Raw genomic sequence first — 17,252 nt, 5'->3', positions numbered from 1 at the left:
CCCTGCGAGCCCCTATCCGTATGGTGCACAACATCTTTCACATCCCATCCGGCACGCTCGCGTGTCCAGATCGCATGCTCGATTGCATCGAGCACCAGCGCCGTGTTCATCGATGTGCCGGTGCGCCAGCCAATGATCCGGCGGGCGTAGGCGTCGATCACGAACGCCACATACACCCAGCCCGACCACGTCGACACATACGTCATGTCGGCGACCCAGAGCCTGTTGGGTGCGGCCGGCGCGAACCTGCGTTGCACCAGATCCGCCGGCCGCGGTGCGATCGGATCCGCGATCGTGGTGCGTTTGACCTTGCCGCGCACCGCACCTCGCAGTCCGAGCTGCCGCATCAACCGCTCAACGGTGCAGCGGGCCACGGTGATTCCCTCCCGATTGAGTTGCAGCCACACCTTTCTGGCGCCGTAGACGCCGAAGTTGTCACTATGAACGCGTTGGATTTGCACCCGCAGTTCCTCGTCGCGGGCCCCCCGAACGGTCGGGTCCGGATCGCGGTGCGCGTAGTAGGTCGATGGGGCGATCCGGACGCCCAGCTCTGTGAGCGTGGCGCAGATCGACTCGACACCCCATCGCAGGCCACCGTCGACTCGGTGGCCCTGGTGTTCGCTGATATACCTGACGGTCAGCGCTGTGGCCGGTCCAGTTCGGCCGCGAAGAAAATCGACGCTGACTTCAGAATTGCGTTGGCGCGCTTGAGTTCTGCGTTCTCCCGCCGCAGCCGCTTCAGCTCCTCGGACTCCTCAGTCGTGACACCGGGGCGAGCGCCGCCGTCGACCTCACTCTGACGCACCCAGCCCCGCACCGTCTCCGGATGCCCGACTCCCAACAACTCGGCGACCGCCCGCATCGCCGCCCACTCCGACCCATGCTGATCACGGATCTCGACAAACATCCGCACGGCCCGCTCACGCAACTCGGCCGGGTACTTCCTCCTCGACGACACGACTCCATCCTCCTCAAGAGATGAAGTCCCCCGACACGCCGGGGCGATTCAGCTTGCCCGGGTTGTTGTTCGCGGACTTCGATCGGTCAGTGCACCGGATCGCCGCACAGCTGTTCCTGTTGCGTGTAGAAATCGGCGGCAAGCTCCGGCGACATGTTCCGGCCTTCTTGCTGGACACTGACTCCGGCTCGGTGGTGGTCGATGTGAAACCGAGGGCCCGCCTGCAGAAGGTCGCTTTCACCTTTGCCTGGACGGAACAGGTGGTGACAGCGCGTGGCTGGCGATACAAGGTATGGAGCGAACCGGATCCCGTTGAGCTGGAGAATGTTCGATCCTCGCGGGCTACCGGCGCGGATAGTTGTTCGATCCCGTTGTCCTTGAGGTGCTGCGGAGTTCGGTGGCGAATGGGATGACCGTCGGCGAGGCTCTCGGTTCTGCGCCCGGGTTGCCCGCGGTGACGGCTCCTGCGGCGCTGCTGCACATGTTGTGGCGGCAGGAGTACATGCCTGGACATGTCCACACGGTTGACGTCGACCAGCATCATCCGGGCGGCGTGATAGCCAGGGCGGCAACCAGGTTCGGTGTCGGGACCCGGATGGTTTACGACGGCGAGCTGGTGGAGATCGTGGAGATGATCGCGACCTCGGCCGGCAACGAGGTCGTCTTGCGAGCGGAGTCGACCGGTCGGTCGGTTCGTCGTGTTTCGGTTCGCGAACTGCTCACCACCGAGGAATGCATGCCGCTCGCTGGCTGGCGCCACCATCAGCCCGAATTCGACTACCATAGTTAGCTTCTCGTGGCCGAAACGTGCTTCGCGATCGCATCCGGAGCGCTGAGTGAAGCGAAAATGCAAGCACGTCTACGTTTCTCGTCGAACGATGGATGGATGCTGCTGGAGGCCAAATGGACCCGAGTCGAGGGACGTCGCCGCCCACAAGCCCTTATCGACATCACGCCGATCTCCCCGAACTCAGTGCCCCTGATCAGAGGATGCCGGATCTGCCAGGACCTTGTACACCGTCCGACGCTATCGGCGTGGGGCGGTGAGTTCGGCACCCACGCAGCGGAGTAAGACTGCTGCGGCGAGATGGCTTTTGCGCCTGGACAATCCACTCAGCCGTCGACTGCTCCGATACGGTGGATTGCCGACACCGTCACTCCGCATAGGGGGAAAGATGATCTTCACGACCGAACCCCAAGTGGTGCGGTGCCTTGCATCGTTGATGCGTGCTTACCCCGTCGAGGCAAGTAAGACTCTTTGCGCGCTCGGAGTACCGCTGCCCGAAGTAATCGATCCATCCTCGGTTGCAGTTGAGGTGCGGTCGGGGCTGAAGGATCGAACAGATCTGGAGTTCCGAGCCGGGGGCGTTGGCGTTGTCCTCGAAGCGAAGATCGATGCGGCTCCTGATGTTTCGCAGCTGGTTCGGTATATGAGAAGCGATGGCGCTAAGAAGGTTGGCGTGTACCTGGTGCCCGAGGATGTTCTTTCGGAGCTTGCCGGAGCGCCGGATGTCTATTCGGTCTCGTGGGGCCAGCTTCTGGCGGCTTTCGAGCGCACCCCGATCGCGCGGGACTTGGCTGATGACATCGCCAAACTACAAAGGTTTCCATCGACGAAAACGAAGCAGCGTGCCGCGATGCGGCATGCTATTGAAGCCCTGACTGCCGATGAAAAACGCGGAACGAAGGTCTCTCCCGGGGGGACCCGAGGGAACCGGCCGTGTATCGACGTATCTGTCGAAGGTTCCTACGCAGTGGGACAGGTGGAAGGGCCGCGGGACGCGACGAAGGCACTTCGCTACGTAGCCTCAGTTGGTATCAGAATCGACGACGATGACTACCACATCTATGAGAAGAAGGACCGCCTGCGTAAGGCGCTGCGGCGCGCAGGCGAATTACTTGACGAAACGTGCATTCCGTTTCAGCGCAATTGGAGGATAAAGCACACTCAGGCGGCGGTGCTAGAGATGAACGAGGACCCGTGGCTTGCGCGTGGGTTCGAATCCGACTACGTGGGGATTCGGACTCTCGGCACCGACGACGTGCGCACTGCGCTACTTGATGCCATATCTGCAGCTCGCGTGTACGCCGTGGTGTCCCATCAGTTCTGGCCGAACGCCTGCGATGACCGGTGAGCTGGTTCCATCGAGCTGCTAGGCACACGTCTCGGCGGATCATCCTTGCCTGCTGTCGCAAAAGTTCGGCAGCATCGCGTGCATTGCTGCTGCGGGCTCTTCGAATTCCCTCTGATGTGGGATTAGCCACTCACCTGCCGATACTCTTGAGTCGCTGTGGATTTCGCACACCACATCCGCCTTTGGTCGCAGCGGATACGGGAGGTGCCCTACGACGACCAGGGGGTAACTGTGGGCAGACCTCGCATCGAGGCGGACGCAACCGTACCTGCACGGCGGCGCATGGTGGCGAACGCGCTTATTGCCATCCTTAACGAGGCACAGGTGGAGAACCAGCAGGTCATCGCCCATGCGAATTTGCCGATAAGGCGGACGACCTTCTCCCGACACCTGCGTGGGGATGGGAGTGACCAACCCAGCGAACTGATAGTCGACGCAGTGGTAAGGACGGTAGTAGATCTCCGGGGCGTCGACGTTGCAGATCTGCGCGCACGTTACCCCGTCTTGAGGGACTACGACACCCCTTTGACAGCGTCGGGCGAATCGAGCTCGCCAGGGCTTGATTTCGACCTTTGGGTACCGCATCGTCGCGCTCGATCGTTCCACGAGGGTGCTGATCGGCTGCTGGTGTTGCTCGCGAATGGCCAGGAACATGTGGCTGTTGGGACGGCTCGCACACTGTTCGAAGGGGATGACGCTGCTCTGGCCGCGGCGTTGGCGATGATTGCCGATCTCGACATCGGCGCCGTACTCGCTTTTGTCACCGCGATCGGTGAGATTCACGGACGTGTCCGCCGCGGAGAGCTGCTCGCAGCTCTCGACCATCACCGCCCAGACATACAGCGTGAAATCGTCGCAAACATGGGTGGTGCGTACGAGACGATTTTGCGTGCCGGGCAGAGGCAAGCCATCGACCTGACATCGGAGGAGCTGATCGGCCATCGCCTGGCGGCGTTCATATGTCGTGGCGATCTTGAGCGGGCGCAGGCGGAGTTTCTAGCGTACGCGTCGCCAGCAGACGGTGAGGTCCTCAATACGCGAGGTCCCGCGATCATCGGTTCGATCATCAGGAGTGCGCCCGACGGCAAACAGCTGGGCGACAGGCTACTCCGGACCCTGTTCATCGAAAACAGTTGGGCCACAGAACCGATCGTGACAACACTGTTCGACACCGTCGACGGCTCGCTCACGTTCGACGAGTGCATCGGGCACCTAAACCCCGTCACTTTCGGTGTAATCACCGACGTACTCACCAGCGCCGCAAGCCGGAGCGTGAACGTGAATCATGCAAGGATCCGCCGCCTCGTCGCGAACGCGTGCGTTCCTCAGATCGCGAGGGTATTGCTAAATTTGGGCCAGCGTGGAGCCGCCGGGAACCTCTGTTATCTTGCGCAGTTCGTCGACCTTTGTGAGCGGGGAGAAGAGTTCCCAGGCGGCAACGCCGGTGCCGTCCTACGGACGTTGGTGGCGGAGGCTGATGGAGTCAGCGGCGTAGTGAAAGTCCTGGAGATCGTGTTTTCCATGGAATACGACCCTTCCGACTACGTCATCAACGCCGCTGACATGTGGGATGTTGTCGTGCGTGGTGTCCGTCGAGCATTGTGCTCGGACTTTCACCTGGTCGGTCCGGCCATCATCGCGTTCCTTTCAACTCACCCCCGGCACGGTGCAGATTTACTGCGCTATCTGTTGATGGAATGGGACCTCGAAGAGCCGTGCCGGAGGGTGGACCGCAGTGATCTTGTGATGATTGGTGCAATGCTCGACTGCGAGGGCACTGAGTTCGCGGTGCCGGTGTCATCGGCACTGCACATGTCTGCCCATGACCTCCGCCTCAGCCTGCTAACTTCGCTGGATCGATGCTGCCCTGACTTCACCACTCAAGTCCTGGCTGTTGCCGCAGTGGGCTTCCCCGAGACGCTAATCGACGTTTTGTCGAGTCTGTTTGACCACGACGAGAACTCAGCAATACACGTCATTGAACGCCTGTCGGACAGAATCGGCTCGGAGGCGTGGCGTTCGGTATCGAACCGATTCGTAGCAGGGGACGTCGAGAATGTCAGGATCGCGATCCATGAGGCTATGTCAAAAGGCGGGCAGCGCACCGCGTGATCCCCGAACTTCGGCTTCCCCTGTGGTGGCGAGGCACTCACAGCGAGGACCTGCCGGCCGGTTGCGGGATAGCCCACTGGTGTGTTCGGTTGTGCCTGTCCACCATTTCGAGCAGGCACAACCGAAGACCACTGGCCGGCCTTCAGCGGCGATACGCCCGCCACACGGCGACAGCGAATGCGCCACCGCCACCTAACAACGCGACATCGGCCTTCCCAGCAAGGACAAGCGCGATGAGGGTCAGCATCACCACCACCAATGCGAGCAAGTCCACGATCAGGCTCGCGACACCAAGTCGGTGGCCTTCCCTACGGAAGGTACGTGCACGACGCGCCGGTGGGTTGGTTTCGGCGCGACGACGGTGACCAGGTGTGGGGGATACCGATTCACGCTGCGCCTGCTGGGGAACCATGGTGGGGCCTTTCTTGGTGACCTGTTGACCCGTGTACCGCGTTTCCAGTTCGACGCGGACTCCCGGAACGGTCCTAATGAAACCGCACTGCCGATTCTGGGTAGGGAAAACTTCTCCGCCAACCCTGGGACTATTCGTTGACCTGCGGGAATGTGTTATTCCACATCGAAGTTCGTAATCCCATCTCCCTGGTGTAGCCGAACACCACGATCGTCGGACACGACCGCCACCATACCCAGCTCACACACCCGACTCACGGCCGGAAACACCGGTGACCATCCACCTGGAAAACTACTGTCCGCCCAGCCGGCCCCGCCACGTACACCCTGGTGGGGTGTCATGGCAATCCGAGGAGTTCGCGGAGTCGGGTGGCGCTCATCTGGCCGGGTTGTTCGTCTTGTGGGAAGGAGTCGATCAGTTGGATGACGTCGTCGCGGCGGGTGGGGTCGGTGACCGCGGCGCGGGGTGTCCAACCTCCGAGCGCGGGGATGGCTTCGTCGGCCCACTTGTTTTCGTAGTCGCGGACGTATTGGTCGAGCATCGCGGCGATCTGTGGATCGTGGGGTGAGATCTTCGCGCTGGCAGCAGGTTTCGATTCGTGCTGATGGTTGGCGATGGTATCGGCGGCAGGGGTCCGCTTCTCGGATACGAGTTCGGCGGCGGGGTCGAGTTCTCGCATGGAATCGAGGAGGGATTGGAAGCGGGACTCGCTGTTTGCGTCAACGACCAGTTCACTGTCGGCGAGCCGGAGTCCGCCGAGGACGGTGGAGTTGTCATCGAGCCAGGTCCAGTGATCGGTGGTGGCGTCGCGTTCGTACTGTTCGTCGAGCGTTCGCCGCATCGCTGCCGGGTCGGTGACCCTCAGCCGGGCCTCGCTGAACACTAGGGGGTCTCCACTGCTGGTGACTAGCCGGGTGGGTGCGAAACGGGCGCTGAGGAATTCGACGATATCGCGCGGGGCAGTGGTGTCGGATTCGAGCAGCTGTGTCAGTTGACTGCGTTGCGGAAGCGAGACCGGTTCTAACGAACCGGTGGGTATCACTTGGTCTCCGACCGGCAGTAGATGGCAGCAGTAGAACTTCCCGCCGTGGACCTGGCGGCTCACGGTGGGGGTGGGGACAACGTGGCGGTCGCCGGTGCCGATGTCGCGCACGGTGATGCTTTCCCCGGGTTGCACCGATTCGATCTCGAACACCGACCGTGTCGCGAGCTGCCACTGTTGTCCGATCAGCAGGTCCTCCTCCGGCAGGAGCGCACCGCGTCGGCGCAGGAAATCGTCGAGCCCGCCACATTCGAACAACGTCACATCCACGACCATCGGGTCGTCGACCGCGGACAGCCACCCGAGTTCCGTATCCCAATGCCGGGAACGAATCTCAGCGAGGTCCTTGCGGGCCGGTCGCCAGTCGAGCTGATCGCAGTGCGCGACCGCCTTCTGGTAGAGCAGTCGAGCGCGGTCGAGCAGCGACAGCTCGCTAATCCGAAGACTTGGTCGATCGCGTACTCCTCAGCCTTGCTGAGGTCGTACTCGTCCTGCAGACGTTCCCAGAGATTGTGACATGACCGTGTTGTAGTGCTCGACGCGGCTCCACGGGCTCGAAGCCGGTTGCCGGGCACTGTTTCCCGGGTGCTGGCCTTGTTCCGTCGAGAAGCGCGATGTCGACCTGGACTCGCCGCTTGCGTTGCGCGACCCCGACGATCCGTATCCGCTCCGACGGGGATCGATCGCGCAGCCGGTAGATCCACTCGTCTCCGATGTTCATCGCCTGTCCCTGGGCTGTCACAGACAGTCTGCGGCGTTACGCGGCCGATGGGTGTCGGCGCGGCGAATTTCCAGACACCCCTGTCGCTCGGCGCGGGACTATGGCGTCATGGTGCGGCGGAGTGATCGGATCAACGAACGACCGGCAAGCCAAACTCCTGAAGCGGATTGGGGGGGGTCATGTCCGTTGTGGTAGCCGGTCGGCAGGCTGTATCGGTTCCATGTCGCGATAGCTATTGAGCCAGCCGGTTGCGCGATAATCGCCACGGCGGGTGAAAAGAGCTGCGCCAGTGGGGGGAGATGGCTGATATGGTAGGATATTTGCTATTTCGCTGCGTCCTGGTGGTATCGGAACTGCGAGATAGTCGGAACCCGACCAGACAACGAGGGTCGAGGTTGCTGTGCAACTGGCTGTGAAATGACCATCGGCTTCAGAGAGTTTCGAACCGGTGCTTCGCTCTCTTAGTAGCAGTGCGTAGTCGGATTGATTGAGCTGACATCCTTGAGGGCGTCCGGTTTCTGCCCAATCCGGGCTGGCGAGGCCGCGATTAGTAGCTGCCATCCACAGATCGGGGACAATATCCTCGGCGTATGCTGCTGTGGCCATTTGTTCGCACATCCACAGCAAGCGACCCGAGCCCCGAGGAGGCTGGAGGCGACGCCAGCGGATGCGTCGGCCCAGGTCGGCGGCCACGATCGCCACCCACGGATGTACCGTCGAAAAGAATCCCTGACAACTCAGCCAGTGAAGATATCGAGGAGCTTCCTCGAGGACCGGCGACATCGTGGAGTAGGGAATCCCAGCGATGATGCGGGCATCACGTCGAAAGGCGCTGGGAGAGTTGATGATTGCGAGCATGGCCGCGCGCGCCAAGTCTCCGGGAGCATAGGCAGCCCCGGCGACCCCAAGCGGTTGATGGTTATCGAACCCTGCAGGGTGACGGTCGACGATTCCATGCGCCCATTTCAAATGAAGTACTCGTGACTTGAGTGCCTCGCTTACCGCTGCATTTGAGAGGTTTGGGACATGTGTGGCGAGGATATCGATTAGTTGGACCTCAGCTTCGTCGGCAGATTCTGGAAAACTGATCGATGAGAGCTCTTCCCGAAGGTTGTGGCAGACGACGGGGGAAACCATCAGTCGACCAGTTACCATGCCCAGCTCAGTCGGGACGAAACGGTCAGTGTCGCCGGTGTGGTGATCTCGCTGGAGGAACTCGCTATCGAGAAGAAACCCGACAGCTTGTCGTAGCGGCGTCATATCACGACGTCCCTGGTGGTAAGAGAGAGTATGTTTCCACCATCGCTCTGCGTCAGGAATTGAGCGAATGCGGCCTTGGATTGCTTCTGCGAGAACATGTTCGGCTAAACTTGTATGGATCTGTGAGTTTACTCGAAACCCCGCCAATAGTTTGCGTTGCCAGGCCGCACGCTCGGTCTCGTCAACAAGCAAGAATGCCCAGCCCTCACGCTCTCCAGTGCCGACGCGCCCTGCACGCCCAAACATCTGTTGTACGGTGGCCACATCGATCGGTTTCATCGCGACCTCGGTATCTTGTACCACCACCGCGCGCGCTGGCATGTTCACACCAGCAGCGACGGTCGAAGTGGCTACCAGAACATCCAAATCGCGTGTGCGGAAGCCATGTTCGGCCTCCTTCTTGTGCTCCCAACCCTTGTAGTGAAGGCCTATCCGGGCGGTCAGGCAGATGGAGTAGACGCGGTCCGTGTCATCAGGGTCGACATTGAATACGTTGGCGCCTCGGGCTGCCGCGATGATCAAAGCTGTGCGTCTGACACTACGTTTACTGCCGCAGAATACGAGGACGCTGCCATCGCCATCGGACACAGCATTGACGATCGAAGCGGTCAATCTGATCTTCGCGGCCTCGGTCAAACTCCAGTCAGAGTGGTTGGCCACCATTGGCAACTGCCACGTGAGCTGGGTGGGCCGCCAACCGACGCGGACCGTTCGTGCCTGGAGCCATGATGCCAGTTCGTCGGCATTTGAGACCGTGGCTGACAATCCAACAATGCGGATGCGGGAACCGTCGTCTCGCACGCGTGCCAAGATTGCTTCGAGGAACGACCCCCGGGAACTGTCACCCAGGAGATGAATCTCATCGACGATCAAACATCCGACCTCGGCGAGAGCCTCGCGCATGGACGATGTTCGGCTGAGGGCCTCGAACTTCTCGGTCGTTGTCACCCACAAATCGGCAGCCCGGATTCGCGCGGCGTCGACACGGTGTTCGCCAGACAGCCGTTCGACGCGCAACCCCCGGTCGCGCCATGTGTCGAGCTCGCGGTTTAGCTCCTCGGTAAGTGAGCGTTGCGGTACCAGCCAGGCCGCCTTCTTGCCCTGTTCCAGGACTGTACGCAGGACACCGACCATTCCGATTACGGTCTTACCGGCCCCGGTCGGGGCGACGACGATTAAGTGATCGTTACTACCGACGATCTGCGGAATCGCTTCGGCCTGTGCCGGATTCATGACTGGATGTGGAAGGAACCGCACCCACTCCGCGGGAATAACTTCTTCGGCCGGCACGCGCTGCGGCGAAGCGGTTTCCGTTCTGGCGTGGTCGTACCACATCAAGTCGAATCCGTCGCGGGCGGCTTCTGCCGCTGCGCCGGTCAGGGGACGCGACGCTCGTGAGGCTCGACCTGAGGTGCCAAGAACCGCCGTCAGCCGTGCTTGGGGATTCGTAGTGATTAGTTCCTGCTCCAGGAGGTACCGTACTTCTCGGTAGGGGATTCGTTGCGCAAGAAGCGATTTGCGTAAATCGCTAAATCGTGCGTCAGACGGGATCAACACGCGCACATCGGTTCCGGGCGGACAGGTCGGTATGACAGTGTCCGGGTTGGTGATCTTCATCCACATGATCGGCGCCATGGGGTCAGTAGCAACTAGCGAATCATCTTTGATCGGCATCAGCGCGACCATGACCTCCGTAACCGGCCCCACTCGGCGCGTAGCAATCGACAGCCGAATGTGGCGAAACCTTTGCGACGCGGTCACCCTAGCGGATGGCTACGACATCTCAGTGCCTCGGTCATCGATGCGGCGAGCCCGGGTGTCGTTGCCTCGATAGGCGTTTCAACCAATGCACGGTCCTACTTGAGAACTGAACTCGACAGGTCGGGCATGTCGGCATGTGGCGTCCTGCAGGCTTCTCGTCCTGATGTTTGCGGAGCCTGAGGTCCGTGTGCTGGTAGGCCGTCCTGACGATGGTCTGACGCTCGCCGAACGCGTTGGATGACGGCTTGGCGGTAAGCGCTTGCAGGACAGTAAGGTCGCAGCTTGGAAGCCCGACTGGGCAGCCGGAGTTGAAGCAACGCATGATATTGTCGGAAGCCGTCACACCCGACACTCAGAAGCCGTCGCAAGGACCACACTGGCCATGGGTAGCTATACCGTTGTCATCATCCCCGACTCTCCGAATGGTCAGGGGGATAGCAGCGATGCTCCGCAGCTAACGATACGAGTCGATGCCTCTACATCAGATACGCGTGTCACCGGTATTGCCATCAGCACGACGGGTTCTGCTGGTCTGACATCCCAGCAGGTATGCGACATCGACATCGAGGCGGTTGTGACCGCCCTGGTTCGCCGGTTTCCGTCTTCGGGTCCGCGGGCCGCGGTGGCGGCAGCTTCCTCCGAGGTGCCTGTGGGGCAATCGGAACAGATGATGCTCGAAAACGCTTCAGTGCCAGAGGTTGCTGATCAGGCAGCAACTCCACGCTCCACGGACGGAGAAGGCGGACGCGCCTATCGGAGGATGCCCGATATCAACGAGCTTCGTGCGACGTACGAGCAGCTGGGCACGGTCACCGCGGTTGCAAAGCATTTCGGCGTACCTCGGCACACAGCTCAAGGATGGATGGGGCGATTGCGCAAGCTTGACCCATCTGTGGAAACTTCCTCCACAAACAAGAACTAGATCGTCAGCCTGAACGGACTCGGTAGCCAATGACAGACAGCTATACGATCACGATCTCTGACGCCAGAACCGGCGTCGTAGCGGCCGTTGCAACCGTAGAGATTGATGCATCCGGAGTACGATTGGCCGAGGTACGTGCCGAGACTACCGGCGAGGCCTATGTTCCTGAAGACTTGGCCCGCATTGATTTTCCGCTCCTTGTTCGCACCGCGAACATGCTGTCGGGTGGCCCGTCGCGACTCAACTTGGCATCGAAGCTGTCCTCTACCAGTGAAACCGTCTCGCCACCGGCAGAAACAGGTATTCCGCTGACCCCGCTAGAGAGTATCGACGACGCCGACACTGCAGTCAGTGAGCCCGCTTCTAAGCTCGCGGGAGCGCAGCAGCGGGCGCAGCGTCAGCGAGAGCAACGGGCAGGAGCGCCATCGGATTTCGGTGTAACTTACTGGCGTCTCGGCAGCACCGCCAAAGTTGCTAAGCACTACGACATTCCCCATCATGTCGCTCAGGACTGGATTAAATCCCTTCAACAACAAGGAAAGCTGGCTAATCCCTGGCCGTCGAAAACTTCACGCCCACTGCGGCCAAAGTGATGTGCTCACGTTGCTTCCGATAGATAGATCCTGATTCTCAGTGTGTGCGAGAATCGCCTAGGTTCTGTCGTCCGTGATTCGAATCCTTTGACGATGAGGGCCGAGAGAAAACAGTTGTCCTGAATAAGGTTGTCGCCCCGATGTTCTCACCAGGGCGGCAACACTTTCCCAGGCCGCTGGTCTGTCCATCCTTTCGAGGGCATACCCGCCGCCTTGCTGCTCCTACTCCTCGGTCCGAAGCGCGCCCGATGGGCAGGCCTCCACTGCCTCGCGCACGACACCCTCCTGGTCAGGAGTCGGCGTCTCAGCATGTGTGATCACCAGTCCATCGTCATCATCTTGGTCGAACAACGCAGGTGCCGTCAGCGCGCACATCCCAGCGCCGATGCAGCGGTTGCGATCGACAACGAGCTTCATGGTTTTCCGCTCCTACCAGCTGACAGGCAGTTGGTTTACGCCGAAGATCTGGCCGCTTCCCAACTGCACCTCGTGAGCGGGGATCGCCAACTTCAGATTGGGAAAGCGAATCACCAACGCACGGAAGGCAACTCGCATCTCGACGCGGGCCAGCTGCTGGCCAAGACATTGATGGGCGCCGTGGCTGAATCCCACGTGCCCGACTGTGTTTCGGTGCAAGTCGAGTGCATCGGGATTGTCGAAGCGGGCCGGATCGCGGTTGGCGGTCTGGATGGACACCGCGACCGTCTCACCGGCCCGGATCAGTTTGCCGCCGAGTTCGACGTCTTCCAGGGCGGCCCGGGCGGTGCTGTGGCTGATGCTCAGGTAACGCATCAGCTCCTCCACCGCGCTGTCGGTGAGGTCCGGATCCGAGCGCAATGCCGCCAACTGCTCGGGGTGAGTGAGCAGCGCGAATGTGCCCAGCGCCAGCATGTTCGCCGTCGTGTCTAGCCCTGCGCCGAGCAGGAAGGCGCCGATGCCGGCCAACTCCTCGTCGGTGAGGTCGGTCGTGGTCAGGTCGCTGAGTAGATCGTCGGTGGGAGCCGTACGTTTGTCCGTCACCAGGTCAGCGACGTAGTCGACGATGGCGGTGTAGGCGGCGAGACGTTCCTCTAGGCCGGCCGTGACGTCGCTGGCCTTTTTCGCATGCTCCTGGAAGGTAGTGCGATCGGAGCTGGGCACACCCAGCAGTTCGCAGATCATCAGCGCCGGAATGGGACGTGCGAAGGCCGTCACCAGATCTATTGGGCCGCCATGCTTTTCCATCGCATCGAGATGCTCAGTAGTGATCTGCTCGATCCGCTCGGTGAGCAGTTGCATACGTCGTACGGTGAACTTGCCGGTCAATAGCTTTCGGTACCGACGGTGGTCCGGGCCGTCCATACCGGCGAGGGCGCCCACCGGTGCCGGCGGCATAGGTCCGTAGTCGGCGTACGGATAGTGCTGAAGTTCATGGCGGGCGCTAAAGCGAGGATCCGAGAGTACCGCGCGGACCTCGGTGTGGCCGGTGGCCAGCCAGCCCTGGTGGCCGTTGGCGAATTGCATTCGGGTCAGGGGATCACGCTGGCGGATCTCTGTCAGAGCGGCGGGTGGGTCGAAGGGGCAACGGCCGGACCGAGTGGTCGGCAATTGCGTTGCGATGACGGGTGCTTCGCTCATCGTGGGTGGCTCCATTGCTGAGAATTGGGTTTCGAAGTCTGCCTGAACCGAATCGGCACGGTCGCAAGTGTGGAAGCTGCGGCTGGGAACTTCAGACGACTATCTATCGGTGGGGACAAAATAGTCTTGATGTGGTGCGTCTAATTGCGCTATCTGGGACGGATTGGGTGCTCGGAGAGCTTCTGCTGGATGTGTGTGGCGATGCTGTTGGTGTGCTCGGCTATATAAAAATGACCGCCGGTATGTGTGTGAAGCTCGAAACTGTTCGAAGTATGTTCTTTCCAACTGCTTGCTTCGTCAAAGGTTACTCGAGGGTCCCGGTCGCCAATATGGGCAAATATGGGTGTGGAAACCTCGGAGCCTGGTTGGTAAAAATATGTTTCGATAGCTCGATAGTCTGCGCGTACGGCGGGCAAGATCATTCGAACAATATCGTTGTCCGCGAAAGCGCGGCTGTCTGTACCGCCTAGCATTTTGAGCTCTTCAAGCAGTTTCTCGTCCGACAGTGTGTGCGCGATCTCTGGGCGGTAGCGAGACGGCGCGCGTCGGCCAGAGGCAAACAGTGCGATTGGGCTGTTGGTGATAGATATTCTTCGAGTCACTTCATAGGCTAAAATCGCTCCCATGCTATGGCCGAATAGGGCCAGCGGCTTGTCTGAGAAGTGTGAAATATTGTCCGCAATGGAATCTGCGAGAGCAGCTATGCTTCCGGCTGGCTGTTCATTTCGGCGATCCTGCCTTCCCGGATACTGCACAGACAACACTTCAACTTCGGGGGACATCGCCCTGGATAGCGGCAAAAAGAAGCTCGCGGAGCCGCCAGCGTGGGGGAAACATATGAGTCTACTGCTTGCAGTCGGCGACGGATTGAACCGTCTGAACCACAAGCTTATCTCGGCTGAAGTGCTCAATCGGGTCCTTTCAGTCAACGATCGACCGGGCCAGGGCGTTGTCTTGCCGGTGGCGAAGTGGCCCGCTACGAGGGACGCATCTGGTCCGAGTCACTGGTGTTGTTCCTTGAGCAGTTGATTCCCGTGGCGGAGTTCCCGTCGTGATCGTAAATGGCTGCGCTGAAACAGTTCTCGAAGGCGCAAAACGCAAGAGTAAACGGGTGCTGCAGCTTTCGAGCACGATGCTCCGGGTTCTGTTCTGCCTCAGTGCATCTCATCACCCCCCGCCTCTGGCACTATGACCGATGATGGTCCCCTCTGGCACTATGACTCATGTCACATCACGAGGTTCGTGCGCATGGCAAATCTGTAGCAGCTCTTAATCTGGATGCCAGCCAACCGGGCTTGCCCATCCTCGTGCGCTCCATGGTGACGCGGTGCGGCAATACTGGACGCTTGGCCAGAAAACGCGTTCTATCAGCGGTGTCGCTAATGGGCGATGGGTTGCGAGTCGGAGTGCGATCCCGTTGTGTTCGGGTGTCTGTGTGCATGTTCGAAGACTGACTCAGCTAACTCTGTGTGGCCGTAGATCGTTAGCGCAGCTATTGACGCGTGGTGCCGGTGATGATGTACTCGTGAACATCGTCCATTGGCGATGTCTTTAGTCATCGGGGGATATATTTGTTGTGGTATGCAATTCGTGTATGGGACTTCGAAGAGGTTCGGATATCGCAGTCCAATTTGGTTAGCGTCCGAGGCCCGGAGTTCGGTTATGCTCAAGCGTCCAGCTGCTATCAAGCGGGGTACTTCCGATGGTGAAGTCTGCGACGAATCGGTTGGAGATGTCAAAGTCGGCGGCTAGTTCGAGCTGCGTCTGCGGTAGCTGCAGTGCACGTTCCCGTCGGAGAATCTTGACTGGCGCCGAGTTTGTTAAACCGGTATCGCGATGTTGTGGGTCGGGCCCATGATCAAGCACCGCCGCATACAAAGGACGGTGATCCTGGGCACTCGGACCGGCGCGATGCTCTCGCTTGATTGGACCGACCTGGACGGGTGTCCCCGCCCTGGATCGTCGCCCCTCTATTCAGGATTATCTGACGTTGGTGTGGGTTCGGCGCCACGGATGGGAGCGGTTCCCAATCGCTCGCTGGTGTGCGACGTGGAAGAGACCCCCAAATGGGCGGCCGTGGGCGTGCTTGAGATCGTGGTTCGGGGAGCGGTGTCCAGCGGTCGTGATCTGTAACGGAGCCGGCGCACAGGCTCAGGGCCTAGGCAACCGTCTATCTGTAGCAGTGTTTCACTGACGAACATTTCACTGGCAGCCGACTAGCGGTGCGGATCTCGGCGCGGTCATTGCAGACCCCGGTATGGGCCGATCATTCTGCTTATAGAATTTTTGAATGGGGAGGCTTTTCTCATGTATAGCGCTAGCGCTGATGATATTGCGGTTGTGGGTTTGTCGTGTAAACTTCCGGGTGCTGACAACATCGACAAGTACTGGCAGCTTTTGGTAAATGGTCAAAGCGCCGTTAATCAGCCGAGCTCTATCAGCGCTGGCGGTAGATACATATTTCCCAAACCTGCAGGGTATTTGAGTAGCATCGACGGCTTCGATGCTGAGTTCTTTGACATCCGTCCGGTTGAGGCGGCGACGATAGATCCTCGTCAATTACTCGTGCTTGAGCTTTGTTGGGAAGCGATCGAAGATGCAGGTATCTCACCAGAAAGATTGAAACGCCGCGCTGTAGGTGTGTTTGTTGGTGCATCGCGCGACGAATTTGGTGAGTCGATAAGAGTCGGCGATTCGGACGCGTATTCGGCAACTGGCACCCACCGTGCGATGATCGCCAATAGGGTCTCGCACTTCTTTGACTTTACAGGTCCAAGTTTGGTTCTGGACAGTGCGCAGTCGTCATCGCTGGTTGCTGTCCATTTGGCGTGTGAGAGTATACGTCGCGGTGAATGTAGTGCTGCGATCGCTGGCGGGGTTAGCTTGATGGTAACCGGCAGTCATGTGCAGATGATGGACAGTCTTGGGGTAATCTCCAATCAGGGCGAATGCAGGGCCTTTGACGCGAACGCTGACGGATTCGTGCCCGGTGAAGGTGGTGGGATGGTTTTGTTGAAACCATTAGCCCAGGCTTTGCATGACGGTGATAGGATCTACTCAGTTATTCTTGGTGGGGCGATCAACCAAGATGGTGCCAGTACGGATTTCATGGCTCCGAGTGTCGCAGCGCAAGAAGAGCTCCTCTTGTCTGCCCTTCGGCGCGCCAACGTCGGTGGTGATCAAGTCCATTATGTCGAGCTGCATGGAACCGGAACTGTTGCAGGGGACTTGGCGGAGGCCGCAGCCCTAGTTTCTGTGTTTGGTAAGGGGCGCGGATCGGACGAAGCATGGTTGCAGGTTGGCTCGGTAAAGACAAATATTGGGCATTTAGACGCGGCGGCGGGGATAGCGGGCTTTATTAAAGTAGCACTTGGGTTGTGGCATGAAACAATTCCTTCGAGTTTGAACTATGAGACACCCAACCGGAGTATTTCTATCGAAGATTCCGGCGTGGCTGTATTGCGTCAGTGCTTGGATTTGTCTGCAGATCACAGCAGGGCCGTCGCTGGGGTGTCCTCGTTCGGTATGGGAGGGACGAATTGTCACATTGTCCTAGCGGGCAATGCAGCCGGAGCCACTGATTCGCGCACCAATCAGGCTTTCGGGCTGGTGCAAGAGTCTGTCACCACTCATGGGTTGGTGTGGGTGTTGTCGGGGCGTAGCAGTGACGGGCTGCTCGCGCAGGGGCGCCGGTTGCAGGAGTGGATGCTGACACGGCC

12 protein-coding genes and 1 pseudogene are annotated in these 17,252 nt (G+C 59.9%); 6 read left to right on the top strand and 7 right to left on the bottom strand.

The window, feature by feature from the left end:
* Nucleotides 1–907, bottom strand: a pseudogene (locus ON44_RS50815) (IS3 family transposase); the annotation flags it as partial.
* Nucleotides 908–1,367: 460 nt separating this feature from the next.
* Between ON44_RS50815 and ON44_RS53025 the strand changes: the two are divergent.
* The 3 genes from ON44_RS53025 (at nucleotide 1,368) to ON44_RS35030 (ending at nucleotide 5,205) form a co-directional block, all read left to right on the top strand.
* On the top strand, nucleotides 1,368–1,748 hold the full coding sequence (locus tag ON44_RS53025) for a hypothetical protein (protein ID WP_051182771.1): 381 nt from the start codon (nucleotides 1,368–1,370) through the stop codon (nucleotides 1,746–1,748).
* A gap of 385 nt (nucleotides 1,749–2,133) precedes the next feature.
* On the top strand, nucleotides 2,134–3,093 hold the full coding sequence (locus ON44_RS35035; RefSeq protein ID WP_157187440.1) for a hypothetical protein: 960 nt from the start codon (nucleotides 2,134–2,136) through the stop codon (nucleotides 3,091–3,093).
* Nucleotides 3,094–3,297: 204 nt separating this feature from the next.
* The gene (locus ON44_RS35030; protein WP_157187439.1) at nucleotides 3,298–5,205 is read left to right on the top strand and encodes a hypothetical protein; all 1,908 of its coding nucleotides are present in this window, start codon (nucleotides 3,298–3,300) and stop codon (nucleotides 5,203–5,205) included.
* A 142-nt stretch (nucleotides 5,206–5,347) separates the two neighbouring features.
* Here the strand turns inward: ON44_RS35030 and ON44_RS50810 are convergent, their stop codons facing one another.
* The 3 genes from ON44_RS50810 to ON44_RS35015 form a co-directional block, all read right to left on the bottom strand.
* Entirely contained in the window at nucleotides 5,348–5,617 is a 270-nt protein-coding gene (locus tag ON44_RS50810; protein ID WP_157187438.1) for a hypothetical protein, read from the bottom strand.
* 337 nt (nucleotides 5,618–5,954) lie between these two features.
* On the bottom strand, nucleotides 5,955–6,923 hold the full coding sequence (locus ON44_RS35025) for a PDZ domain-containing protein (protein WP_157187437.1): 969 nt from the start codon (nucleotides 6,921–6,923) through the stop codon (nucleotides 5,955–5,957).
* Nucleotides 6,924–7,557: 634 nt separating this feature from the next.
* Entirely contained in the window at nucleotides 7,558–10,326 is a 2,769-nt protein-coding gene (locus ON44_RS35015; RefSeq protein WP_218007696.1) for a DEAD/DEAH box helicase, read from the bottom strand.
* A 457-nt stretch (nucleotides 10,327–10,783) separates the two neighbouring features.
* Here ON44_RS35015 and ON44_RS50805 point away from each other — a divergent pair, with 457 nt between their 5' ends.
* Both ON44_RS50805 and ON44_RS50800 read left to right on the top strand, forming a co-directional pair.
* Entirely contained in the window at nucleotides 10,784–11,323 is a 540-nt protein-coding gene (locus ON44_RS50805) for a hypothetical protein (protein ID WP_157187436.1), read from the top strand.
* A 29-nt stretch (nucleotides 11,324–11,352) separates the two neighbouring features.
* Complete coding sequence (locus tag ON44_RS50800) at nucleotides 11,353–11,916, top strand: hypothetical protein (RefSeq protein WP_157187435.1); 564 nt, start codon at nucleotides 11,353–11,355, stop codon at nucleotides 11,914–11,916.
* A gap of 222 nt (nucleotides 11,917–12,138) precedes the next feature.
* Here ON44_RS50800 and ON44_RS35010 read toward each other — a convergent pair whose 3' ends face one another.
* From ON44_RS35010 to ON44_RS48895, 3 genes are all read right to left on the bottom strand, one after another.
* A complete protein-coding gene (locus ON44_RS35010; protein ID WP_040698653.1) occupies nucleotides 12,139–12,333 on the bottom strand; it encodes a ferredoxin in 195 nt (64 codons plus the stop codon).
* 12 nt (nucleotides 12,334–12,345) lie between these two features.
* Nucleotides 12,346–13,533, bottom strand: coding sequence for a cytochrome P450 (locus tag ON44_RS35005; protein ID WP_040698661.1), 1,188 nt, complete (start codon nucleotides 13,531–13,533; stop codon nucleotides 12,346–12,348).
* A 149-nt stretch (nucleotides 13,534–13,682) separates the two neighbouring features.
* Nucleotides 13,683–14,420: a thioesterase II family protein gene (locus tag ON44_RS48895; RefSeq protein WP_281005326.1), complete on the bottom strand. Its 738-nt coding sequence runs from the start codon at nucleotides 14,418–14,420 to the stop codon at nucleotides 13,683–13,685.
* Between the two features lie 1,420 nt (nucleotides 14,421–15,840).
* Between ON44_RS48895 and ON44_RS50795 the strand changes: the two genes are divergently transcribed.
* The coding region (locus ON44_RS50795) for a polyketide synthase (RefSeq protein WP_218007694.1) at nucleotides 15,841–17,252 on the top strand (1,412 nt) is incomplete at its 3' end.

Source organism: Nocardia vinacea NBRC 16497, from assembly GCF_000308835.1.
In the GTDB taxonomy this organism is placed as follows: Bacteria; Actinomycetota; Actinomycetes; order Mycobacteriales; family Mycobacteriaceae; genus Nocardia; species Nocardia vinacea.
The sequence above is the reverse complement of the archived record's forward strand: the minus strand, read 5'-3'. Positions and strand labels throughout refer to the sequence as shown.